Origin of the sequence: Streptomyces sp. NPDC046860, from assembly GCF_040645115.1 — a bacterium.
GTDB lineage: Bacteria > Actinomycetota > Actinomycetes > Streptomycetales > Streptomycetaceae > Streptomyces.
In genome coordinates this window covers 265,046-287,656 of record NZ_JBEYXQ010000005.1, presented here as the reverse complement: position 1 = coordinate 287,656, position 22,611 = coordinate 265,046, and the positions used below count along the sequence as shown (strand labels likewise).

Below are 22,611 nucleotides of genomic sequence, written 5' to 3'. Positions count from 1 at the left end.
AGCGAAACGACAGCACCACGCCCTAGAACAGGCAGCATCAGTGGCCCTGTGCGGACGTCATCGTGCGAGGTGCGAGGAGGCGAGCGCGGGTGGAGATCCGGATTCTCGGGTCGGTCGAGGTCGACGTCGACGGAGAGACCGTCGTCCTGCGCGGCAAGACGGCCTCCTTGCTGGGAGTTCTCGCTCTGCACTCACCGCGGCCGGTGGAGAAGCAGCGCCTGCACGATGTCATCTGGGACGGCCAGGGCCGGGTGAATGTCGTCGAGGGCAAGATCAGGGTCGTCCGCGCCAAGCTCGGCCTTGCCGCCAACCAGGGGGTCCTCACGCATGGTTCGGCCTATCAGCTCCAGGCCGAGACCGATGTCCAGCGATTCCAGGACCTGGTCGGACTGGCGGACAGCCGTAAGGAAGCCGGTGAACCGGGTGCCGCCGCGGAGGGATACGCACAGGCGTTGGGCCTGTGGCGAGGCGAGCCACTGCCGGAGCTGACGGACGACCATGTGCGCGGCGAGATCGCGGCACTGATGCATCAGCGTCGGGCGGCGCAGCTGAGCCGCCTGCGGATTCTCATGGACCTGGGCGCGCACAGCGAGGCTCTCGGCGCAGCCGACCAGCTTCGGGTGGAGGACCCCTACTGGGAGGAGGTGCTGCGCATCAAGGTGCAGGCCCTCTACCAGGCGCAGGGGGGCCACGCGGCCTCCAGACTGCTGCGGCAGTTCAGCGAGGAACTGGCCGAGCAAGGTCTGGATCCGTCTCCGCAGTGGCACACGCTCGCCGGCCGGGTACTCAACCACGAACTGCCCGTCGTGCCGACCGTCGCCTCGCTGCCGAGCCAGAGGCAGTTCGTTCCCGCGTCGGAGGCCGAACCGCAGGCAGACGCTCCCGTCGACAACATCCCTCCCGCGACCTACTCCAGATTCGTGATGCGCCCCCAAGCATGGGCTCGGCTGGAGGAGGCCGTCGGCCAAGGACTGCCGGTGATCAGCCTGGTCGGTATCGGCGGTTGCGGAAAATCGACGATCGCCCGCGAGTTCGCGGTGCGCTGCATCGAGGAGGGCTCCCGGTTCCAGGGCGCGGTCTGGGTCTCGGACCGGGAGCAGCCCGGCACGACCACGCTGGTCAGGGTGCTGGACACCATTGCCCTGACCATGAACTATTCCGGACTGCTCGGGCTGGATGCGACGCAGAAGAAGCACCAGGTGCGCCGTCTGCTCCGGCGCAGCCCGGTCCTGCTCATCGTGGACAATCACGAGACCATCGAGGATCTCGAACTCGACGAGTGGCTGGTGTCCGTACCGGAACCGAGCAAGGTCCTCGTCACCAGCATCACCCACGCGCGAGCCATCAGCCCGCACTCGTTCCAGGTCGACATGCCGGGCATGACTCCCGAAGAAGCGGACGACTTCTACGTCCAGTGCCTCAACCGCATGGGGATGCGGGACCTTCTGGTCAGGCAGAAGTCGCTCGACGCGCTGCGACGCGTCGCTGAAGGGAATCCACGGCTCATCGAGTGGGGACTCGGCCAGGTGAAGAGGCGGGGCCGTTCGCTGGAGGAAGTGGCCGAGGAGATCGGCAACGCGCCGACCGGCGATCGCAGTGGCGACATCGTTCTGCGCGAACTGTTCCGGGAGAGCTGGACGTTGCTCAGTCATTCCGCGCGATGTGTGCTCGGCGCACTGGCGTGTTTCCCCTATGGCGCGGAGCGCGAGGCCCTGCGGCAGGTGTCCGGCTGTGGTGACGGGCTCGAGGATGCGCTGGCCGAGCTGATCGATTTCTGCTTCGTGTCGCGTCAGGTACAGGGCGACGGAATGGAACCGCAGTACGTCGCCTACCCGCTCGCCGCGAACCGGCTCTCGACCATGCGGACGACGTACATGGAGGTCATTCGCCAGCAGTGGCTGGAATACCTTGTCGCACTCACGCGGGAGGTCGGATTCTGCCCGGACGACGTCAGCCGTCTGCGGCGCCTGGACGCGCCGGGGCTTCGCCAGAATGTCGAGTTCGCGCTCGTCTGGGCTGCCGACCACCAGTACTGGCGGGAAGTGATCGACATCGCCAGGGAGGCCCGCTATTACTACTACGTGCGCGGCCTGTGGGCCGGTCAGCCCGACATCCATCTGCTTCGCGCGAAGGCGGCGCGGAGTGTCGGTGACCCGGCCGAGGAGTTCGACGCCCTCGTGTACCACTTGAACATCGCGGCGAAGCAGGAGAATCAGGCCCAGGCGCAGTTCGTGCTGACCCGTATCGAGGAATTGCTGTCCCTGCATCCCGAGAGCTTCGATCCCCGGCAACTGGGCGAGTACCGTCATGCCCTCGCGCTCCATCTGCTGTCGCAGCACCGGTTCGTGGAAGCGGAGCGTCAGTGGCGGGCGAACCTGGCGGAGCCGGAGGTGCACGGACCGGCCAACTACAGCGCCAACCTGAGGTGGCTCGCCATCTGTCTGGCCCGTTCCGGCACCCGTGACACGGAGGCGCTCGCCTTGTTCGAGGAGGCACGTACGCACGCGCACGTACACGCCTTCCGCCGGGCCGAACTCCTCATCGATCTCCAGATCGCCGAACTGCGGCTGGCCATGGACAGCAGCCGTGAGGCGACTCTCGCGGTTCTCGGTGACCTGGGCGAGCGGACCCCGCAGATCGCCAACATCGCTGATCAGCGCTATCAGGCCGATCACGCCTGGCTGCTCGGCCAGGCTCACCAACGCCTGGAGAACCATTCCCTCGCCGGACCGCTGCTCAGCCGGGCGGGTGAGTTGTACAGCAAGCTGGGCCTCGTCGAGCGGGCCGCCCAGGCAAGGAACCTCGAGGCCACGTGTGCAGGTCCGCACAGGAGGCAAGCGTGAGAATGCTGCGTGATCCGGACGCCACTCAGAGAGAGATCCTCGCTCACTTACATGTGACGGAGAACCTGCTTTCCCGGACGGCCACGCTGGTGTCGGGCCGGGCCTGCGACGCCGAGATCGTGCCGATGCCCGATCTCGGGCTGCCGCACAATGTGCGGCGCATCCACGGAGGCTTCTACACCGGGGCCTTCTACCAGTGGGAGAGCACGGTCCCCATGGTCCCGGTGGATGCCACCGTCAACCTGTGCGGCGTCTCGTTGTTCCGGGTCGACGACGACTTCGCCGACGAGCGGCACTTCCGCGAGCGAGTGGCGGCGGCGAGAGCGGTGCTGAGCGACCGGTCCAGCTACGTATGGAATTTCACCAGTGGAAACCACTTCGTGATCCTCGCGGAGAACCGCACGCCGGGAGTCCTGCCTCAGGGCCGGTACCTGGTCCTGCACGCGTCGGCGGCGGAGTTCAAGAATCAGTACAACGGCCTGTATCCGGCTCCGGGGAACTGGTACCACGAGGAGGTCAGAGTACTGGCCGGGCCGGACGGCAGATATCTGCGCTATCTGAGCGGAAAGCCGGCCGAGAGGTTCGCGAGCATGGTCTCGATGATCGAGGCCTATCAGCATGAGCGGCAGCGCATGTGCGCGGCCCTGATTCTGGGGTCGGAGGCCCGGATCACCGAGGAGATCTGCTCCGTCCTGCATTACGGCATGCCGGACGCCTCGTCCATCGCGATCGGCTGTCAGTGGCTGTCCGGCGACGACCCGCGGTCGCTGCTGTTGACCCGCCCCGGAGCTCCGCTGTTCCTCGTGCGCTCGGAGGCAGGCGGCTCGAACGAGGTGCACACCGCTCACGGCCCCCGCACCCTCACCCCTCACGGCCTGGGAGTCCAGGCGACGCTGCCCCTCGGTCTCGGTTTCGGCGCCGATCACCTGCTCATAGGCGGCCGGCGCGTGGGGCTCGAGGAGTCCCTGGCCGGGGGCGACTTCGTCGCCATCCGAGACTTCTCTCCCCAGACCGACCTGCCCAGGATTCTCGCCGAGTGTCCCGGAACGGTCGAGGCAGAACTCCAGCAGGTGTACTCCTACCACCGAACCCAAGAGGGACCATGAACACGCTAGATCCACAGGCCCAAGCACTGGTCGACGCGGCGGCCGCCAGCGGTCTTCCGCCCGTCTACACCCTGCCGCACCAGGAGGCGCGCGCCCGCATGCGGGCCGCTTTCCTGCAAGGAGCCCCCGAGCAGATCGCCTCGGTGCGGGACTTCGCCGTCCCCGCGGAGCACGGGAGCATTCCGGTACGGGTCTACCACCCGGATCCCGCTCGGACGCTTCCGGTCGTGCTGTTCTTCCACGGCGGCGGCTGGACGGTCAACGATCTCGACACGCACGACAGGCTCTGCATCCTCCTGGCCAAGGGGTCCGACAGTGTCGTCGTGTCGGTCGACTACCGTCGGGCGCCGGAGCACAAGTACCCGGCGGCCTTCGAGGACGGCTGGACCGCCCTGCACTGGGTGGTGGGAGGCGCCCCGGATCTCGGGGCGGATCCGGCGAGGATCGCCGTGGCCGGGGACAGCTCCGGAGGCACGATCGCCGCCGCCCTGGCGCTGAAGGCACGCGACGAGGGCGGCCCCGTGATCACGCAGCAGTTGCTGATCTATCCCGTCACCGACTACCTCGACCCGCCGACCGGTTCGTACGTCTCACGAGCGAACGGATACTCGCTCAACCTCCCCTTCATGCAGTGGTCCTGGGAGAACTACCTGCCGGAGGAATGGTCCCGTGAGGACAGCGGCCTGTTCCCGCTGCGTGCCCGCAGTCTCCGGGACCTGCCTCCGGCGCTCGTGCTGACGGCCGAGTTCGATCCGCTGCGTGACGAGGGGATCGCCTATGCGGAGCGCCTGCGAGGTGACGGCGTGCCTACCGAGCATTGGCACTTCGACGACCAGATGCACGGTTTTGTCATGCAGACACGCGCCATCGCCCGGGCCAGGAAAGCGGTCGAGGACGTAGCGGCTCACCTCGCATCCGGCTTCCGGCGCGACGCGGAGGAGGGGGGACGATGACCTCTCCCGTGCTCATCGTCGTGCGGCACGCACCCACCGCCTCCAACGGCGCGCATGTGTTCATGGGAAGCGCCGACGTACCGGCCACGGCCGACGGGCTGCGCGATGCCGCGTCCCGTGCGCCCGTCTTCCGTGAGCTGGGGCGCGAGCCGGTGTTCGCTTCACCGCTTTCGAGGGCCACGGAGACCGCGCGGGCACTGTTCCCGGACGCCACCGTTCAGGTGGACTCACGTCTCGCCGAGCGGGATCTGGGTGAATGGGCCGGTCAGCCGCAGAGCCAGGTACGCCTCGAATTCGCCCAGGCGTTCCGCGACACCGGCGTGATGGACCCGCGCTTCACACCGCCCGGCGGCGAGGCCCTGGAGACGTTCGAGACACGCATCCGCTCCTTCCTCGAGGACGCGGTGGAGCTGTGTGAGACGGCCACCCCGGTGGCCGTGAGCCACAACGGGTGGATCCGCACCGCTCAGTACGTCCTCGGGCTCGTCGAGGCGGAGGAGATCTTCGCTGAGGGGGTGCCCTTCCTGGAGCCCATCCACCTCGACCTGCGGCCGTTGATGGCCGGCCGGATCGCCTCACGGTGAGAAAGGAGATCGCGGCGTACGAGCGGGGCGACTCGTCCGCACAACCGTTGTTCGAGGGCTACCAGTCCTGGCGGCGCCTGCAGTTCTGGGCTCTGCGGCGGCTGTTGCCGCTCATCGGGACCGGATCGCACAGCTGGCACATCGTGCAGGACCGCCTCGCGCGCACGTCGTCCGTCGGTGTCGATCTGGAGATGCGCTCCTGGTTCTACAGTCGCACCATCTCCGGCTGCGGCGAACTGCTGTGTGTGTTCCCGGACGTCACCATGCACTATCCGGCGAACATCACCGTCGGGACCGAGGTGTTCATCAACCGCGGGGTCAACATCACCGCGCCGGCTCGCGTCAGCCTTGGCGATCACGCGCTCATCGGCCCCTACACCGTGATCAACAGTGGCAATCACCGGTTCTCGGATGCCGGACGGCGTATCCGCGATCAGGGACACGACCTCGCCCCCATCTCCATAGAGAAGGACGTATGGCTCGGTGCCCATGTCAGCGTCCTCGCGGGTGTGCGTATCGGTGAGGGGGCGGTGGTCGGAGCCGGTGCCGTGGTCACCCGTGACATTCCTGCCTACGCCGTGGCCACGGGGGTGCCGGCGCGGGTCACCGGGCACCGGGCCTGACCGGGAGGCGTGGCCACCGGCCTCCTTCAGGAAGCCAGCGTGATCAGCCGGGTGGCGAGTTCCGCGAAGGGACCGTCACCCGGCTCGTTCGCCACGAAGGTGCGCACCACGGCGGCCATCTCCGGGTCGTAGGCGGCGCTGACGGCGGCCAGGGCCGCGAAGTCGTGCACCAGCTGGCGTTCCAGTTCCTCGCGCGGCACCCGCCGGCCGTCCAGCCAGATCAGCGCCGTCGACTCCACCAGCGAGATCCAGGAGCGCACCACCAGTTCGAGGCGGGCGGGGGCCTCGGTGAGGCCCAGATGGGACAGGATCTGCTCGTAGGCCGCCTGCCGCACGGAGTCGATGAGCGCGTTGGTGGCCGAGGAGCCGACCGCCGGGCCGCCCCGCATCAGGGCGGAGAAACCCGGCCCGTGGTCGTCCACGAAGTCGAAGAAGCGGCCCATCACCCGCAGCAGCCGGGAGCCGAGCGGGCCCTCGTGCGGCTCCTCGAAGCGGCCCGCCAGATCCTCCGCGGCCCGCGTCAGCGCGGCCTCGTACAGGCTGAGTTTGCCGGGGAAGTAGTGGTAGACCAGCGGGCGGGAGATGCCCGCGGCGGACGCTATCTCGTCGATCGAGACCTCGTCGGGGGAACGGCGGCTGAACAGGTCGAGCGCGACCTTGATCAGCTGCTGCCGACGCTCCTCGACGCCCATCCTGCGACGACCACCGGTACTCATGGGCTCAACCTTACCGACCGGCAACGACACTTGGACGATCCGCTTCCGCCCGGCCGCTCTCCACCCTCACATGTCCAGGACCAGCCGCTCTCCCCGGGCCCGGGACACACAGATCAGCATCGAGTCCTCGCGCTCGCCGTCCGTCAGCAGCTCGTCCCGGTGGTCCACCTCGCCCTCCAGCACCGGTTGCAGGCAGGTCCCGCAGAACCCCTGCTCGCAGGAGTAGAGGGTGTCCGGCAGCTCCCGGCGCACCTCGGCCAGCACCGTCGAGCCCGCGGGCACGGTCAACGTCCTTCCGCTGCGCCGCAGTTCCACCTCGAACGCGGTGTCGGCGCCGGCCGCCGCGCGCGGCGCGAACCGCTCCAGGTGCGGCGCGGTCCCCTCGGGCAGCGCCGCCTCCACCGCCGCCATCAGCCCCTCCGGGCCGCAGCAGTACACGGCGGCGCCCTCGGGGAGCCCGGTCAGCACGGCCGCGAGGTCGGGGCGCCCGTCCTCGTCCTCGGCCACCACCACGCACCCGTCCCCGGCCAGCTCCGCGACCTCCCGAAGAAAGGGCATCGAGGCCCGCGTACGCCCGCAGTACAGCAGCCGCACGTCCGCCCCCTCGGGCAGCGCCCGCAGCATCGGCAGGACGGGGGTGATGCCGATGCCGCCCGCCACGAACACGTACGCGGGCGCCTCGACCAGCGGGAAGCGGTTGCGCGGGCCCCGCACCTCCAGCTCCATCCCCTCGGTGAGCCGCTCGTGCACCTCGCGCGAGCCGCCCCGCCCGTCCTCGACCAGCCGCGCCGCGACCTCGTACGCGGACCGGTCCGCCGGGTCCCCGCACAGCGAGTACTGCCGGACCAGCCCCGAGGGCAGCACCAGATCCAGATGGGCGCCCGGCTCCCAGGCGGGCAGGCCGGTGCCCTCCAGGCGGAGCCGCACCACCCCGTCCGCGATCCGCTCGTGCCCGGTCAGCCGCAGCCGCAGCGCCCGTGAGCGGGGGCGCCCGGAGACCGGCGGGTCCAGCGCCGGCATCGGCCACAGCGGTGATCGCCGCACCCGGCGGCGCAGAGCCCGCCGGGTCAGCAGGCCGGCACCCGCCAGGAGCGCGGCGGCGGCCACGGTCCGCCTAGGCATCGTGTTCCGCCCTCTCCGCGGCCAGCGCCGCCGGGGACGAGGCCAGGTAGGCCACCGCCTGCGCGGTCGAAGCCTCCTGGGACGGGTGGTAGGCACGGCTGAGATAGCGCGGTATCGACTTCAGCAGGGCCCCGGTGGCGGGCAGCGTGCCCCGGCGGCCGCCCGCCCAGAACTCCCGGAACGACGCCCTGCCGTCGACCAGCGTCGGGTCGTTCTCCATGAAGAACCGGGCCCCGCGCTGCCAGAGGAACATCAGCGCCGCGAACGCCAGCGCCCAGGTCCGCACCCGGCGCCGGTAGCCGCCGTCCACGTGTACGAAGAGGTCGAAGGCGACCGAGCGGTGCTCGACCTCCTCCGCGCCGTGCCAGCGCAGCAGGTCCAGCATGGTCGGATCGGCACCCCGCCGGTCCAGCTCCCCGGCGTTCAGCACCCAGTCGCCGAGGAACGCGGTGTAGTGCTCGATCGCCGCGATCAGCGCGATCCGCTCCAGCAGCCACCAGCGGCGCGCCCGGCCCGGGGGCAGCGTGCGGTCCCCGAGCAGCTTCTCGAAGAACCAGTCGACCTGCGCGGTGTACGGCGTCGGGTCCAGCCCCTGCTCGCGCAGATGCGGCAGCACCTCGTCATGGGCCTGGGAGTGCATCGCCTCCTGCCCGATGAACCCGATGACGTCCTCACGCAGCCGCTCGTCCCGGATCAGCGGCAGCGCCTGCCGGTACACATGGACGAACCACCGCTCACCGGCGGGCAGCAGCAGGTGCAGCACATTGATGGTGTGCGTGGTGAAGGGGTCGCCGGGCACCCAGTGCAGCGGGGTGTCCTCCCAGGCGAAGGACACCTTGCGCGCCTTCAGCGGGATGCGCTCGGCCTGTACCGGCCGGGCCTGCTTGTTAGACATGGCGTCAATGTACTGAGGGGTACGCCGCCTGAGAACCCCCGTGCACCACCTTGTTGGGCACGTTGTCAGCAAGCGCCGTCAGCGCAGCCCGCTGATCTTCCGCCCGCCCTCCAGCGTTCCCGACAACCGCGCCTGGGCGCCCTGCTCCGCCTTGGCCACCAGCAACCGCCCCGGCCCGGCCGCGGTCACACCGCCCGACGAACGGATCGAGGCCACGTCCTCACTGCCCGCCGCCAGCAGGTACCAGTGGCCGCCGCTCGACTTCCACAACACCCCCGCCAGCACCTGGGGATCACGCGGACCGCACGCCGTGGTGTCCCCGGCCTTGGCCACGACCGCCCCCACGGGCCCGCCCGGAGTACGGAACTGCGCCAGCGCCACCGTGCCGTCACCGCGCCAGGTCTCGGCCCGCGTGCACACCCACTCCCCGTCGCCGCTCGCGTCCGGCAGCGGCTGCTCGGCGAACGCCCAGGAGTTCACCCCGCGCACCCCGGCCGCCCGCTGCGCCGCCAGCGAGCAGGCGAACGGCGCCCAGGCCCGCAGCCCCTCGGCCCCCGTCGCCTCACCGGCCGCGCCGGGGCGGCCCGCGGTGAGGTGCGCCGGCACCAGCTCGCCCAGGTCGGTGGAGAGACTGCTGCCCGAACCGTCCGAGAGCTGGAGCACGTTCCACGAGGTGCAGTCGCCCGTGCGCAGCGCGGGGCTGGCCAGCGGGGACGTCACGCCGTCGGTGAGGGCGAGCGGACTCGCCGCCGACCGCGGCTTGGTCAGGTCCCGCTCGGCCGCCTTCTTCACCCAAGGGGCGGTCAGATAGCGGACGTTGCCGTCGGAACGGCCGAGCACCAGCGCGCTCGCCTCGGCGCCGGTCGCGCCGTCGACGCGGGCGAAGTCCAGGGCCGCGCCCTCGGTGCCGTCCCTCGGCTCGGCGTAGCGGGCGATGCGCAGACCGTCGTAGAGGATCACCACGCGGGCCGCGTCCACCTCGCCCGCGTACAGCAGCTGGGGCGGTCCGGCGGGGCCGCCGGTGAAGGTGCCGGGGGTCGCCGAGACGCGGACCGTGGCGCCGGGGCGGGCCCAGACCGCCAGTGCGCGACGCAGCAGGGCCTCGTCACCGGTGAGCGGGCCGCGTGCGGGCCAGACGGAGAAGTCGGTGCGCGCGGAGGTCTTCCACGCCGCCGGGGCCACCCGCCCCACCTTGCCGGGATCGAGCGCGGCGAGCGCGGCCGGGTTCCCGGCGTAGGCGGGCGCGGCGGCGCCGTCCGGGCCCCAGCCGCCGCCGGGCAGCGCGACCAGCGCGCAGGCCACGACGAGCGCGGCGGCCGCGGCCAGCGCCGCCTTGGTGTGCTGGCGGCGCCGCATCAGGTCGGTGGGGCGGGCCTGGAGCGAGCAGGCGTCGAACTCGGGGGAGGCCAGCAGCGCGTACCGCGCGGGCACACCGTTCGCCCCGGCCAGCGCCGACTCGGTACGGGTGACCCCGGCGGCCTTCAGGACCGCGCGCACGTCGTCGTCCTGAAGCCCCTCCAGGCCGCGCAGGACGTACGCCGCGCGTGCCGGGCCGGTCAGGGCCGACAGCTCCTGGTCCAGGGCGAGTTCGTCGGCGCCGCCGGAGCGCGGGAAGAGCCTGAGGCCCCACACCTGGGGGAGCGGGGCGGGGAGCCGGGAGAGCTTGGGCAGTCCCTTGCGCGGCCCGGACGCCTCCAGCGCGGAGCGCAGCACCCGCAGCCGGACCAGGGCGTAGCCGGGGTCGCCGTCGCGGCCGGCCGGCTGGGCCGGGATCGGCGAGCGCTGCTTGCGGCCGCGTGGCAGGGCGCGCTGGGCGAGGGCGTGTGCGGTCAGGACCCGGCGCCCCCGGCCGAGCGCGGGCGGGAGCACCAGGTAGGCGAGCCGGACCAGCCGCGGGTAGTGCTCGACGAGCGCGGCCTCGGCCCGGCCGACGTCGACGGCCGGGTCCTGGGTCCGGGAGGAGGCGGGTGCGTGACGGTGGGCTACATCCTGTGACTGCACATCGGGGAGAACGAGCGAGTCGGCCCGAGGTCACCGCCGCACGGGTGAGGTGCGGCGGGGCTCACACCGGTTCCGTCAGCGCGCGGGCGTAGTTGGCCATCGACCGCTGGTAGCGCGGGAGATGGGGGGCGAGCGCGCCGAGCACCAGGGAGAGGCCCTCGCGGTCCCGGCCCAGACTGGACAGGCACAGCGCCAGACAGGCCCGTACCGCGTCGTCCAACTCGTCGGACGGGGCGTCCAGTTCGGGGGTGAGCAGTTCGACGCCCTCCGCCGCGTGCCCGGTGTTCCGCAGTGAGCTGGCCAGTTGGATCTTCGTCCGGCGGGCCCGGTACGGGCTGGCCTCGGCCAGACCGCGCTCCAGCGCCGCGCGGTACAGCCCGGCCGCCTCGGCCGAGTGGCCGGTGGAGTCGAAGGCACAGGCCCGCTCGAACAGCGCCAGCGGGCTGTCCTCGGGCAGTTCGGCGGCCAGCTTGTCGACGGCGGCGCGGAACCCGGCCGCGTCGTCCTCGGGCCAGGTGTCGAAGGCCGCCCAGGCGGCCGCCACGCGCTCTTCCCAGTCTCGGTCCATCGGCCCACCCTGGCAGGCATCCGGCCTTTCGATCAAGGGATTTGAGCGTGCCGCCGCCCGCAGCCGTATCCGAGGGTCGGGGCCCTCGCGGGGCTCCGCGTGCGCGATGCTTGGCCCACCAGGACCGGAGGAACAGATGAGGATGACCAGCGCGATGCTCGTGGGCGCCGCGGTGCTGACACTGGCGGGCTGCGGCGCGGGCGGCGACTCCGGCGGCGCCGAGAAGGTGCCGGCCACCGCGACCGGCAGCCTGGAGAGCCTGGCCGCCGAGGTCAGGTGCCGCCCCGACATGCAGACCGACGCGGACGAGATCCGCCAGGCGCTCTGCAAGAACGCCGACGGGAAGTTCGTCCTCGCCACCTTCGCCACCGACCGGGGCCAGCGCGAGTGGATCAACGACGCGAAGGACTACGGCGGTCACTACCTCGTCGGCCGCAAGTGGGTGGCCGTGGGCGACGACGGCGTGGTCAACGCGCTGCGCGGCACGCTCGGCGGCGACGTGGAGGTCGGCACGGACCACAGCGGCCACGGCGCGAAGCACTCCGGCTGACGCCGGCCCGCGGCACACGACGGCGAAGGCCGGTGACGGGAGGTTCTCCCGGCACCGGCCTTCTGTCGTGATCCCCCGAGGAGGGGGGTCTTCAGAGGATCACGAGCCTGTGATCACTGGCAGTTCTGACCGCGGTTCACACAGTTGGCGATCTTGTTGGCGAGCCCGCCCTTGGTGATGGCGATGAAGTCGTCGTGGTCGGTGGAGGGCTTGTGGAGCTGCTCCGGGAAACCGTCCACGGCGTAGGCGTTCTTCACCTGGCCGTTCTCGATGGTGGGCGGCGCGATGTCGTACACCAGGCGCATGGTGAGCTGCGGAATGGCCTTGAAGTTGTTCTGGCAGTTGCCGTTGGCGTCCGCGAAGGCCACGTGCGTGCGGTGGTTGGCGCTGTCGGCGTTCTGGCCGTCCCAGCAGCTCTGGAAGGCGAAGGTCCGCACGACCTTGCTGCCCTGCGGGCAGATCGGGTACTGCTCGGTGAGCTGGACCTTGTTCTCGAAGCCGGTGCAGCTCCAGTGCGCGTTGGCGTTGGCCAGACCGTTGGTGGTGGTCTTCGCGTCACCGGTGATGATCCGCAGGAACTGCGGCATCGCCACGACCTTGCCGGTGGGGCTGCCGACGTACTTGATCTGCGCCGAGGTGGGCGTCAGGATCTTGCCGACGTTGCCCTCCTTGCCGCCGCCGTCGTTGTTCTGGTCGAAGTCCTGCGAACCGTCCTGGACACGGACGACCGGCCAGTAGTACGACGACAGGTCGTTCTTGTTCTGGCAGCTCGAACCGCCCTGCAGGAACGTGTCGTTGCTGGCGAAGGCGTCGATCTTCTGGTTGCCGACGTAGTCGTGCAGGTGGTGCGCGCCGTTCTTCACGCCGGGCGCCACGATCACGTTGTCGGTGTTGTGGTTCTTGTTGGTGTTCACACCGCAGCGCGTGGTGAAGGTGCCCCGCGAGGCGTTGCGCGCCTGGCGCGGCTTGGCCTTCACGTTGGCCTGGGCCTTGGTGATGTCGACGAAGTCGGCCGCGACGGGGCCGTTGCCGGCCTGGCCGCCGATGGCGCCGCCCTGCTGCTGGCCGCCGTTGTTCTGGCCGCCCTGCTGCTGACCGCCGCCCTGCTGCTGGCCGCCGCCGTTGTTCTGGCCGCCCTGCTGCTGGCCCCCGCCCTGCTGCTGGCCGCCGTTGTTCTGACCGCCCTGCTGCTGGCCGCCGGCGTTGGTCTGGTCGGCCGGGGTGCCGGTGCAGTTGGCCAGGGTGTCGAGGTCGCCCGGGGCGGTGCCGCCCACGCGGGTGATCTCCAGCTTGATCCGGTCCAGGATGTTCTGGCGGCGCTCCTTGAGCGGCTGCAGGATGCTGTTCTGCACGAAACTCGCGTCACGGGTCTGCGCGTCACGCGTGGTCGCCAGGCGCTGGTACGCCTCGGTGATCTGCCGGTCCAGATTGGACAGTTCACCGGCGACGTCGGTACGGGCCTTGTCCGGCACGTTGGTCAGCTTCTGGCCGACGTCCGGGCAGGAGATCGTGGCGACCTGGGCGGCCGTGGCCTTGGTGCGGTTGCCTCCCCACGCGTCGTTGTTCGACTCGTGAGCCGAGGCGTAGAAGTTCGCCCAGATCAGCCCGCCCCCGCCGAGCGCTAGGGCCGCCGATGCGGCGGTGACCTTCACGGCCAGCGGCGAGCGGCGTTTACGTATGTTGCGTCCCATGGAACTCCTCTGACTTCCTTGCGGGGCAGCTTCGAGGCGCCCGACAGGAGTGAAGCGGCGCCCTTCCATACGCACGCCGCACCAGAGGTGTTCACCGGTCTCACAAATATTTCCCAGTCCTACCCCGGCTCCGCAGAGGAAATGCCTTCTGAACTGGGGGAGTTGAGAGGTGACCCGAGTGCCGCGGCCTCCTTCTCGGCCGGGACGCCCGGCGCCGTGCGGCCCGGCTCCTCGGGCAGACGGCCGCCGAGGGAGGCCAGCCAGCGCCAGGTGTCGGCGACCGTCTCGTCCACCGGCCGGCAGTCCAGCCCGGTGGCCAGCGCGCGCGACACGTCCCCCCGGTGCACACAGGACAGGTCGCCGTCCGGCGGGGTCCACACCGGCAGCTCGGTCCACGGCTCGATCCCGGCCGCGAGGATCGTCTCCGGGTCGGTCCAGCGCAGCTCGGCGGCCGATCCGGTGACCTCCCGGCACCGCTCCAGCAGCTCGCCCATGGTGGCGTGACCCGACGGACTCGTCAGGTCGAACGGCCCGCTCAGCCCCTTGTCCAGCGCGCCCAGCAGCCAGTCGGCCAGGTCGCGGACGTCGATGTACTGGACCGGCATCTCGCGCGGTCCCGGCGCCAGCACCTCGCCGCCGCGCGCGATCCGGGTCAGCCAGTAGGGCAGGCGCCCGACGTGCTCGTACGGACCGAGGATCAGCCCGGCCCGGGCCAGCAGGGTGCGGTCGGGGCCGAAGCTCTCCAGCGCGGCCAGTTCGCCGCCCCGCTTGTCCGCCCCGTAGTCGGTGGCCTCCGCGTCGGCGGCGCCCTCCACCAGCGGCCCGTCCTCGGCGAGGCCGCCCAGGGTGGGCCACGGCCAGGTGTAGACGGACCGGGTGGATATGTAGGCGTACCGCTCCACGCGGTCCTTCAGCAGCCGGGCCGTCTCCCGTACGGTCTTCGGCGCGCCCTTCCAGGTGTCCACGACGGCGTCCCAGCGGGTGTCGTCGGCGGCGAGCGCGGCCAGACCGGCGGGGGAGGTGCGGTCGCCGTGCAACGACCGTACGTCCGGCGGGGGCTGGCGATTGCCCCGGTTGAACGCGGTCACCTCCCAGCCCCGCTCCAGCGCGGCCTCCACCACGGCCCTGCCGACGAACTCGGTTCCGCCCAGCACGAGAAGCTTCATGCGGGTGATCGTGCCCCGGGCGGACGCGGGTCGCACACGCGTCCGCTCAGAGCGGACCGGATCAACCGGCCGTCGGCGGCGTGTACTTGTAGCCGACCCGGCGCACGGTCTGGATGGCCTGCCGGTACCGGGCGCCCAGCTTGCGGCGCAGCCGGGCGATGTGCACGTCGACGGTACGGCCGTCGCCGACATGGCCGTACCCCCACACCGTGGTGACCAGGTGGTCGCGGGTGTGCACCCGGTGCGGGTGAGCCACCAGATGGGCGAGCAGCTCGAACTCCAGGTAGGTCAGGTCGAGTTCCGTTCCGTCCACCTGGGCGATCCGGCGCACGGCGTCGATCCGCACCACCGGTTCGGGGGCGGGAGCGGCCGGGGCGGGGACGGCCACCGGGGCGAAGGGCGGCCGCTGGCCGGCGGGGACCAGGACCAGATAGCCGACCATCGGCGGCCGGCCCGGCAGGTCGGGCAGGGTGTGCGGCGGGGCGGGCAGCCAGGTGGCACCCGGCGGCAGCAGGCCGGCCACGGTCTCCGCGACGGCGGTGGCGGGCAGCTGCCACTCCTCGTCCCGGTCGACGGCGCGCAACCGGTGCCGGGGCGCGGCGGCCGGGGCGGCGGGGTGCTCGGTCAGAGGGGTGGCGGTGGACTGGGGAAGGTGAGTCGCCATGAGGGGTCAGCTCTTTCGCGCGAGGAGTGTCGTCGGGCGAGGCGGCGACCTCGACTCGTGGTCGGGTGCGCGCCGGGGACGTACGTCGTACGGCGCTGGCCGGAGGCCGGGTCGTCCATGAGGCCGGTGGTGTACGGCGCTCAGGAGGCCACGATGCTCACAGGGCCCGCGCGTCGGTCGCGCGGCAACACACTCGGTCGAAGTCGTCGTGCTGACGGGAAGGCCAGAACGGCTCGAGGTCCTCACGACCTGGAGCTACGCGGTTCTGGAAGCCGACCATGGACCCATTGAAGCAGACCCGGATGCCGGGGAGGAGCCCTCTTCCATCCATTGGACGCGTCCTGGACGCCTTCCTGACCGAAATCCGCCGCCCGGACCGGGGACGCCGAAGGGGCGCCCGCCGGTCCGGCGGGCGCCCCTTCGCGGGATCGGCGTGATCAGGCCTGGCCGGCCTTCTCCAGCGCGGCGCAGCAGGTGTCGACCAGCAGACGGGTCACCACGTACGGGTCGACGTTGGCGTTGGGACGGCGGTCCTCGATGTAGCCCTTGCCGTCCTTCTCGACCTGCCACGGGATGCGGACCGAGGCGCCGCGGTCGGAGACGCCGTAGCTGTACTCGTTCCACGGGGCGGTCTCGTGCAGGCCGGTGAGGCGGTCGTCGATGCCGGCGCCGTAGTTCTTGACGTGGTCCAGCGGCTTGGAGCCCTCACCGAGCGACTCGCACGCGGTGATGATCGCGTCGTACCCCTCGCGCATCGCCCTGGTGGAGAAGTTGGTGTGCGCGCCCGCGCCGTTCCAGTCGCCCTTGACCGGCTTGGGGTCGAGGGTGGCGGAGATGCCGAAGTCCTCGGCGGTGCGGTAGAGCAGCCAGCGCGCGATCCAGAGCTGGTCGGAGACCTCCAGCGGCGCGAGCGGGCCGACCTGGAACTCCCACTGGCCGGGCATGACCTCGGCGTTGATGCCGGAGATGCCGAGACCGGCCTTGAGGCAGTTGTCCAGGTGGGCCTCGACGACGTCACGGCCGAAGATCTCGTCGGCGCCGACACCGCAGTAGTAGCCGCCCTGGGGGGCCGGGAAGCCGTCCTTGGGGAAGCCGAGCGGCCGGGTCCCGTCGAAGAAGGTGTACTCCTGCTCGATGCCGAAGATCGGCTCCTGGGCGCCGAAGCGCTCCTCGGTCTCGGCGAGCGCGGCACGGGTGTTGGACACGTGCGGCGTCATGTCGATGTCGAGGACCTCGCACAGCACCAGGATGTCGTCGCCGCCGCGGATCGGGTCCGGGCAGGTGAAGACGGGCCGGAGCACGCGGTCGGAGGCGTGGCCCTCGGCCTGGTTGGTGGAGGAGCCGTCGAAGCCCCAGACGGGCAGCGCGTCGAGACCGGCCGGAGCACCCGTGATGATCTTCGTCTTGGAACGGAGCTTGGCCGTCGGCTGGGTGCCGTCGATCCAGATGTACTCGGCCTTGAAGGTCACGGGGACACATCCTTCGGGGTGGTTCGGGCCGCACTCGCGGTGCCGCGGCGCCGCGGCACCGTACGCCGCGTCGATATGCCCGGCAGCGTGCCAACAGGCGATTTCCCGATCATTGCCCTCGTGTGAACCCCGTGTTACCTGGGGGTTCTGTGGCGGGGGTCACGAGTGTCACGCGGGTCCGCGCGTGACGGAGGCGGGGTCCGGAAGGCGCCGCCTGTTCCTCCTGCGCGGGGTGCGCGCAAGGCGGCGAGTTCCGGACCCCGCCCGTCGACGGGGGGTCCCGGGAGACCGGGGAGCGGCCCGGAGCCGACGAGCGTGTCGGTCCGGGCCGTCGTCTCACCGGTTTCCGTTCACCTCGTGGTACCTCACCCCACCTTCTCGATCAGGGCGCGGCGGATCAGGAACTTGCCCGGCTCCCGGACCTGTTCGAAGGCCGCGTTGTTGAGCAGGGCGCAACTGCCGGACACCGAGGCGACCTTGACGGTCGTGGACTTGCTGTTGTCCAGGTTGGTGACCTTCAGCGTGGTCCCGATCGGGAACAGGTTGCTGGACGCCGCCGGGGCGCCGCCCTCGCCGGAGAGCGTGACGGTGGAGCCGTTGCAGACCTGCTGGCCGGAGGCCGCGGCACCGCCGCCGTTGCCCTGCGCGGGCGGGGCGCTCTGCTGACCGCCGGCCTGCTGGCCGCCGCCCGCCTGCTGACCGCCGCCCGCCTGCTGACCGCCACCGGCCTGCTGGCCCGCGCCCTGCTGGGCGCCGCCGCCCTGCTGCTGGCCGCCGGGCGCCGCCTGGGAGTCCTGAGCCGACTCCCCAACGGTGCAGCCCGCAGCCTTCTGCTGGACCTTGATCTGCTCGATGACCGCCTCACGGTTGGCGATCCGGGCCGAGGACTGCGCGTCCGGGTTCGCCTTCTGGCCCTCGATGAACTTCTGGTTGTTGCCGAGGGCCGTGGCGAACCCCTGGCACGCGGTCGAGTCCGCGGCCGACGACAGGGTCTTGGCGTCCTGCGGGCTCTGTGCCGCGTTCGACGTGGTCGCCAGGGCGAAGGCCCCACCGCCCGCCACCGCGGCGGCGCTGACCAGCAGCGCGATCTTCTTCTTGGTGCCGAGACTTCTCCTGCGCGACATCGGCGCCTCCAGGGGTAGGGGAGCGTACGCCGCTATGTACGGGAGGCCCGGCCGTCGTGACTCAAGGGTTACACCCGTTGCCGAAGTAACCTACGTCACACGGCAGTTGTGCCCCGCCCCAGCGCCTCCCGCACCGCGTCCTCCGACCGTGCCACGAGCGCCGTGCCGTCGTCCGCCGTGATGATCGGCCGCTGGATCAGAACGGGGTGCCCGGCGAGCGCCGCGATCCACCGCTCCCGCGAGTCCGCGTCCCGCGCCCACTGCCCGAGCCCCAGCTCGACCGCGACGGCCTCCCCGGTCCGGGCGATGTCCCACGGCTCCAGTCCCAGCCGGCCGAGCAGCTCCCGGATCTCCCGCGCGCTCGGCACGTCCTCCAGGTAGCGCCGCACGGTGTACCCGGCTCCCTCGGCGTCCAGCACGTCGAGCGCGCTACGGCACTTGGAACAGGCGGGATTGATCCAGATCTCCATGCGGACACGGTACGCGCCGCTCTGCTTGTTCGAATGTCAGACACCCCTCGCGCCCCTCGGGTGACAGGGCGCCAATTCCCTTTCCCGCCAGGGATTCTGCGCTTCAGTGCGCCCTGCCCGTTGTCAGTGCCCGGCAGTAGACTGGGAGCAGTGTTCGAGAGGATTCGCCGGGATTCCCGGCGGGTGCTCCGCTCGCCACAGGAGGTTGCCCGTGCCCGTCGCCGCTCCGAGGAACAAGCCGTCGCCGACCCAGTCCACCGCCAAGCGTCCCGTGCCGCTCGACTCGCCCTACGCGCCCACCGCGAAGCGCCCGCTGCCGGCGGGGCGGCCGCGTGAGTGGTACGTCTCGCACAACCGGCGCCTGAAGGCCATGCGCCTGGCCATAGCCCTGCTCGACTCGGGCGTCTACCTCCCGGCCCAGGCCCGCGACGCGGCGATCCGCGACACGGCGGACAGGCTCGGCGTCCACCCGCCGTCCGCCACCACCTGCCGCATGGTCCGGGCCCTGCTGCACTGAGCCCACCGGCCGGGCGCCCCCTGCGGGGCGGCGCCCGGCACCGGGGCGGGGCTCACCCCGCCAGCAGCTCCGCTGCCAGCTTCCGCCCGTCCTCCGGGTGGTCCCGGAGCCACATCCCCAACGCGTGCTCCGCGTCCGGCAGTTCCAGGCGCGTGTACCGCGCCCGCGCCGACAGCGCCTCCTCGACCGCCTTCGTCACCTCGGCCGGGATGACCGCGTCCGTGCCCGGGACGACCAGCACCGCCCGGCCCTCGAAGGCGCGGAGAGCCGGCAGGGCGGGGGAGTCCCGCCAGCTGTCCGGGGTGCGCAGAATCCTGGTGAAGGCGCCGGTCCCGTCGCCGAACGGCTCGTCCCACGCCGCCGCCGCGAACACCCCCGGCGCGCACAGGCCCACCGCGACCACCCGGCGCCCGTAGTGCCGCACCAGGTCCGCCACCGTCTGGCCGCTCATGCTGAACCCGGCCAGCACGAGCGGGCCGTCCCCCGCGTGGGCGTCGATCACCGCGGCCGCCTGCTCGAAGCGGCGGCGCAGACTCAGTCCGGACAGGCGGCCCGTGCTCCGGCCGTGGCCGGAGAAGTCGAACGCCAGGGCGTGGCAGCCCCGTTCGGCGAAGGCGCCCAGGAGGGGCAGCAGGCGCTCCTTGCTGCCCGTGCCGGCGCCGTGCAGCAGCACGGCCGTGGTCGTCGCCCCGGGTGTGCCCGCGCGCACCGCGCTCAGCCGCTCGCCGTCGCAGGGGACGGTGAACTCGTGCAGCGTGAAAGGAGGTTGAGTCATGAAGGGCATTCACCCACAGTCACCGGCACCCGAAAAGAAGATGCACGCACAGTAGCGGCGGCGCTACGTTGAGGTGTCAGGAGGTTCCGCCATGAGCGTTCTCATAGTCGCCGCCACCCTGACCCTGGCCGTCCTCGGCACCGGCAACCACCTCTACTGGCTCGCCGCCGTCGCGCTGCTCTGGCTGTACCTGAGAAGCGGGCGCGGCACGCCACCACCACCCCCGCCGCCGGGCGCCGCCCCGCCCCCGGACACCTACCGCGCCTACCGGGACCGCCGCGACCGGCAGGCCAGGTGGGAGCGCCGCTACCGCCGCGAGCGCCCCCACGAGATCCGCCGGCAGCAGCGGGAGAAGAGCCGCTGACGGGCCCCGGACCCCTCAGCCGGTCATCCCCGGCGCGTCCCACAGCGGGAACCACCGGGACGTGTCCTTCTCGATCCGCAGGTCCCCCTCCAGCGCCGACGCCACCTGCAGCTCCAGGGCGTTGTCCCGGCGCTGGTGGCCGGGGCGGGTGCACAGCGGATAGAAGGTGCCGCGCTTGTAGAGGTAGACCAGGGCCAGCCGGCGGTCGTCATCCTGGTCCGCCCGTTCGAAAGCGGCGAGCGAGCACAGCAGTTGGGGGCCGAAGCCGCCGGCCTCCAGCGAACTGTTCACCGCGTGCAGGTCGTTCACCAGCTCGGGGAGCTGATCGGGGGAGCGGCGGGAGCTGATCCAGGAGTACCCGTAGTCGTCCCGGGTCAGCTCCACCGGCCCGCTGCGCTCCGCGTCGGCGTCCAGCAGCTCCCGTACCTCCCGGTGCGCCCGCTCGAACGCCGCGCCCTCCACCGTGGCGAAGCACACCGCGCCCGACCCGGCCGGGGTGAACCCGGCCGCCGCCTGGAGGGTGATCGCTGCCGAGGGCAGCGCGAAGAGCTGATCGAGATCGGGCGCCACCGGCTTCGTACGCCCCAGCAGGATGTCCAGCAGACCCAATGATCAGCCCGTCTTCTCGGGAGTGGCGGCCTCGCCCAGCTCCGCGGAGATCCGGCCCAGTTGCGTGAGCCGCTGCTCCAGGGACGGGTGCGTGGAGAAGAAGCGCTCGATACCGGGCTCCTTGCCGGTGGCCGGGGTGAAGTAGAACGCGTTGAACGCCTGCGCCGTGCGCAGGTCCTTCGTCGGAATCCGGGCGATCTCCCCGGACACCTTGGTCAGCGCCGACGCCAGTGCCGACGGGCGGCCGGTGAGATGCGCGGCGGCGCGGTCGGCGGCCAGCTCGCGGTACCGCGACAGCGCCCTGATCAGCAGGAAGCTGATCGCGTACACGGCGGCCGAGACACCGATCACCGCGGCGAAGATCGCGGCGGTGTTCTGGTCGCGCCGGCCCCCGCCGAACAGCTGCGAGTAGAACATGAACCGGACGATCAGCCCGGCGATCACACCCAGGAACGACGCGATGGTGATCACGGCGACGTCCTTGTGCGCCACGTGCGACAGCTCGTGCGCGAGCACCCCCTCCAGCTCGGCCGGCTCCAGCCGCCGCAGCAGGCCGGTGGTCACGCAGACCACCGCGTGATCGGGGTTGCGGCCGGTGGCGAAGGCGTTCGGCATGCCGATGTCGGACACGGCGATCACCGGCTTGGGCATGTCCGCGATCGCGCACAGCCGGTCCACCACCGCGTGCAGCTCCGGATACTGCTCCCGCTCCACGACATGCCCGCGCATCGCGAACATGGCGATCTTGTCGGAGAACCAGAACTGCGCCACGAACATCGCGGCCACCAGCACGGCGACCAGCACCCACGACTTCAGCAGCACGATCAGCGCGGCCACGAACGCCACGTACAGCAGCCCGAGCAGAAACATGGTGACCGTCATCCGCACGGTCAGCCGACGGTCACTGCGAAAACGGCCAGTCATCTCGAATCACCCCGCACTCGACCTCTCCCCGTGCCTCCAGTGTGCACCCGCGCACGTTCAATACGACGACCGCATCTGCGCGTACCCCAGCAGCACGATCAGCGCTGCCACGGAGCCGAGTACCACCGCCGTGGACACCCATGAGCCTCTGCGGGGGGCCGGGGTGGGGGCGGCGCGGAAGGGGGCCGGGTCCGGGGGGTTCTCCTTCCAGCGGGCCGCGAGCATCCGGGCCCGTGCGGAGGGCTCTTTGTGTTCGGCGGAGTCGGCCCAGCCGAGGTCGAACTCCCGCTGCCAGTCGTCCTGTTCCGTCATCCTCGTACGACCTCTCTCGTCCGGCGCCATCGGGTGAGGCTGATCTTCTCCCATGAACCAAGAAGCCCGGGCGGCGGGAAAGGTTGCACGGGCTCCGGGCCCGCTTCCGCTCCGGATGCCGAGCGGGCGGAGGTCACCTAGCATCGTGGGAGTGCCGCAGCGCGGGACGCGCTCTGTACTGGCGTCGTCCCGGCGGACTCAAGGCGGCCAGCCCACCGACCGCGCCGGACCTCCGCTCCGGATGCGCGGCCATCGAACCGTGCTGTCGCGGACCGCACGTGGGGTGGAAGGAAGGTACGTCCATGAACGCACAGCGAGCCAAGCGCCTCATGGCGGCATCCGCCGCCGGACTTCTCCTGGCAGGCGGAGCCATCGCCGGTACAGCCTCGGCGGCCACTCCCGGCCACGTCACGTTGCCGACCAACCGCGGCTGCGGCTGGTGGGGCAACTGCGGCTACGGCTACGGACCGGGCTACGGCTTCAACAACGGCTTCGGCCCCGGCTACGGCTACAACAACGGCGCCGTCGTGGTGATCGTGGTCCCGGGGTGATTCCCGCACTGTGA

General features: G+C 71.2%; 24 protein-coding genes. 9 read left to right on the top strand and 15 right to left on the bottom strand.

Translation table 11 applies throughout. The features are described from left to right. Positions 1 to 89: 89 nt before the first annotated feature. The 5 genes from ABZ898_RS10535 to ABZ898_RS10515 all read left to right on the top strand — a co-directional run bounded on the left by ABZ898_RS10535 (position 90) and on the right by ABZ898_RS10515 (position 6,109). A complete protein-coding gene (locus ABZ898_RS10535; protein WP_361655386.1) occupies positions 90 to 2,843 on the top strand; it encodes a BTAD domain-containing putative transcriptional regulator in 2,754 nt (917 codons plus the stop codon). Between the two features lie 53 nt (positions 2,844 to 2,896). Next, on the top strand, positions 2,897 to 3,949 hold the full coding sequence (locus ABZ898_RS10530) for a hypothetical protein (protein ID WP_361655383.1): 1,053 nt from the start codon (positions 2,897 to 2,899) through the stop codon (positions 3,947 to 3,949). A gap of 98 nt (positions 3,950 to 4,047) precedes the next feature. After that, complete coding sequence (locus ABZ898_RS10525) at positions 4,048 to 4,902, top strand: alpha/beta hydrolase (RefSeq protein WP_361655380.1); 855 nt, start codon at positions 4,048 to 4,050, stop codon at positions 4,900 to 4,902. Further along, a complete protein-coding gene (locus ABZ898_RS10520) occupies positions 4,899 to 5,486 on the top strand; it encodes a histidine phosphatase family protein (protein WP_361655377.1) in 588 nt (195 codons plus the stop codon). Before ABZ898_RS10525 ends, ABZ898_RS10520 begins: the two co-directional genes overlap by 4 nt. Further along, the gene (locus tag ABZ898_RS10515; protein WP_361655374.1) at positions 5,483 to 6,109 is read left to right on the top strand and encodes an acyltransferase; all 627 of its coding nucleotides are present in this window, start codon (positions 5,483 to 5,485) and stop codon (positions 6,107 to 6,109) included. The genes ABZ898_RS10520 and ABZ898_RS10515 overlap by 4 nt, the downstream gene beginning before the upstream one ends. Before the next feature lie 26 nt (positions 6,110 to 6,135). On the opposite strand, the gene ABZ898_RS10510 is transcribed toward ABZ898_RS10515, so the two are convergent. The 5 genes from ABZ898_RS10510 to ABZ898_RS10490 form a co-directional block, all read right to left on the bottom strand. Then, positions 6,136 to 6,825 (bottom strand): TetR/AcrR family transcriptional regulator, encoded by a 690-nt coding sequence (locus tag ABZ898_RS10510; protein ID WP_361655371.1) that lies wholly within the window; start codon positions 6,823 to 6,825, stop codon positions 6,136 to 6,138. Positions 6,826 to 6,891: 66 nt separating this feature from the next. Beyond that, positions 6,892 to 7,947 (bottom strand): PDR/VanB family oxidoreductase, encoded by a 1,056-nt coding sequence (locus ABZ898_RS10505; RefSeq protein WP_361655368.1) that lies wholly within the window; start codon positions 7,945 to 7,947, stop codon positions 6,892 to 6,894. After that, positions 7,940 to 8,842, bottom strand: a complete 903-nt coding sequence (locus tag ABZ898_RS10500; RefSeq protein WP_361655365.1) for a metal-dependent hydrolase — start codon at positions 8,840 to 8,842, stop codon at positions 7,940 to 7,942. Before ABZ898_RS10500 ends, ABZ898_RS10505 begins: the two co-directional genes overlap by 8 nt. Positions 8,843 to 8,920: 78 nt before the next feature. After that, positions 8,921 to 10,843: a hypothetical protein gene (locus ABZ898_RS10495; RefSeq protein ID WP_361655362.1), complete on the bottom strand. Its 1,923-nt coding sequence runs from the start codon at positions 10,841 to 10,843 to the stop codon at positions 8,921 to 8,923. A 61-nt stretch (positions 10,844 to 10,904) separates the two neighbouring features. Further along, the gene (locus ABZ898_RS10490) at positions 10,905 to 11,411 is read right to left on the bottom strand and encodes a tetratricopeptide repeat protein (RefSeq protein WP_361655359.1); all 507 of its coding nucleotides are present in this window, start codon (positions 11,409 to 11,411) and stop codon (positions 10,905 to 10,907) included. Positions 11,412 to 11,547: 136 nt separating this feature from the next. On the opposite strand from ABZ898_RS10490, the gene ABZ898_RS10485 reads away from it, so the two are divergent. Continuing rightward, positions 11,548 to 11,961, top strand: coding sequence for a hypothetical protein (locus ABZ898_RS10485; protein WP_361655356.1), 414 nt, complete (start codon positions 11,548 to 11,550; stop codon positions 11,959 to 11,961). Positions 11,962 to 12,074: 113 nt separating this feature from the next. Here the strand turns inward: ABZ898_RS10485 and ABZ898_RS10480 are convergent, their stop codons facing one another. The 6 genes from ABZ898_RS10480 to ABZ898_RS10455 all read right to left on the bottom strand — a co-directional run bounded on the left by ABZ898_RS10480 (position 12,075) and on the right by ABZ898_RS10455 (position 18,545). After that, positions 12,075 to 13,652, bottom strand: a complete 1,578-nt coding sequence (locus ABZ898_RS10480; RefSeq protein WP_361655354.1) for a DUF1996 domain-containing protein — start codon at positions 13,650 to 13,652, stop codon at positions 12,075 to 12,077. 119 nt (positions 13,653 to 13,771) lie between these two features. Then, positions 13,772 to 14,818, bottom strand: coding sequence for an NAD-dependent epimerase/dehydratase family protein (locus tag ABZ898_RS10475; protein ID WP_361655352.1), 1,047 nt, complete (start codon positions 14,816 to 14,818; stop codon positions 13,772 to 13,774). 61 nt (positions 14,819 to 14,879) lie between these two features. Beyond that, the gene (locus tag ABZ898_RS10470; RefSeq protein ID WP_361655349.1) at positions 14,880 to 15,482 is read right to left on the bottom strand and encodes a winged helix-turn-helix domain-containing protein; all 603 of its coding nucleotides are present in this window, start codon (positions 15,480 to 15,482) and stop codon (positions 14,880 to 14,882) included. A 437-nt stretch (positions 15,483 to 15,919) separates the two neighbouring features. Beyond that, positions 15,920 to 16,951: a glutamine synthetase gene (glnII, locus tag ABZ898_RS10465; protein ID WP_361655346.1), complete on the bottom strand. Its 1,032-nt coding sequence runs from the start codon at positions 16,949 to 16,951 to the stop codon at positions 15,920 to 15,922. A 365-nt stretch (positions 16,952 to 17,316) separates the two neighbouring features. Next, positions 17,317 to 18,075, bottom strand: coding sequence for a hypothetical protein (locus ABZ898_RS10460; protein ID WP_361655343.1), 759 nt, complete (start codon positions 18,073 to 18,075; stop codon positions 17,317 to 17,319). 95 nt (positions 18,076 to 18,170) lie between these two features. Continuing rightward, entirely contained in the window at positions 18,171 to 18,545 is a 375-nt protein-coding gene (locus ABZ898_RS10455) for an ArsC/Spx/MgsR family protein (protein ID WP_361655340.1), read from the bottom strand. Between the two features lie 211 nt (positions 18,546 to 18,756). Between ABZ898_RS10455 and ABZ898_RS10450 the strand changes: the two genes are divergently transcribed. Continuing rightward, positions 18,757 to 19,062 (top strand): hypothetical protein, encoded by a 306-nt coding sequence (locus ABZ898_RS10450; protein WP_361655337.1) that lies wholly within the window; start codon positions 18,757 to 18,759, stop codon positions 19,060 to 19,062. Between the two features lie 52 nt (positions 19,063 to 19,114). Here ABZ898_RS10450 and ABZ898_RS10445 read toward each other — a convergent pair whose 3' ends face one another. Beyond that, entirely contained in the window at positions 19,115 to 19,837 is a 723-nt protein-coding gene (locus tag ABZ898_RS10445) for an alpha/beta fold hydrolase (RefSeq protein WP_361655334.1), read from the bottom strand. A gap of 91 nt (positions 19,838 to 19,928) precedes the next feature. Here ABZ898_RS10445 and ABZ898_RS10440 point away from each other — a divergent pair, with 91 nt between their 5' ends. Then, complete coding sequence (locus tag ABZ898_RS10440; protein ID WP_361655331.1) at positions 19,929 to 20,201, top strand: hypothetical protein; 273 nt, start codon at positions 19,929 to 19,931, stop codon at positions 20,199 to 20,201. A 15-nt stretch (positions 20,202 to 20,216) separates the two neighbouring features. On the opposite strand, the gene ABZ898_RS10435 is transcribed toward ABZ898_RS10440, so the two are convergent. The 3 genes from ABZ898_RS10435 to ABZ898_RS10425 are packed head-to-tail and all read right to left on the bottom strand — an operon-like array spanning position 20,217 to position 22,046. Beyond that, entirely contained in the window at positions 20,217 to 20,810 is a 594-nt protein-coding gene (locus ABZ898_RS10435; protein WP_361655328.1) for a hypothetical protein, read from the bottom strand. A 3-nt stretch (positions 20,811 to 20,813) separates the two neighbouring features. Then, a complete protein-coding gene (htpX, locus tag ABZ898_RS10430; protein WP_361655325.1) occupies positions 20,814 to 21,734 on the bottom strand; it encodes a zinc metalloprotease HtpX in 921 nt (306 codons plus the stop codon). 57 nt (positions 21,735 to 21,791) lie between these two features. After that, positions 21,792 to 22,046 carry a hypothetical protein gene (locus ABZ898_RS10425; RefSeq protein ID WP_361655322.1) on the bottom strand — a complete coding sequence of 85 codons (255 nt, stop codon included), beginning with the start codon at positions 22,044 to 22,046 and terminating at the stop codon, positions 21,792 to 21,794. A 302-nt stretch (positions 22,047 to 22,348) separates the two neighbouring features. Between ABZ898_RS10425 and ABZ898_RS10420 the strand changes: the two genes are divergently transcribed. Then, positions 22,349 to 22,597 (top strand): hypothetical protein, encoded by a 249-nt coding sequence (locus tag ABZ898_RS10420; protein ID WP_361655320.1) that lies wholly within the window; start codon positions 22,349 to 22,351, stop codon positions 22,595 to 22,597. Positions 22,598 to 22,611 lie beyond the last annotated feature (14 nt).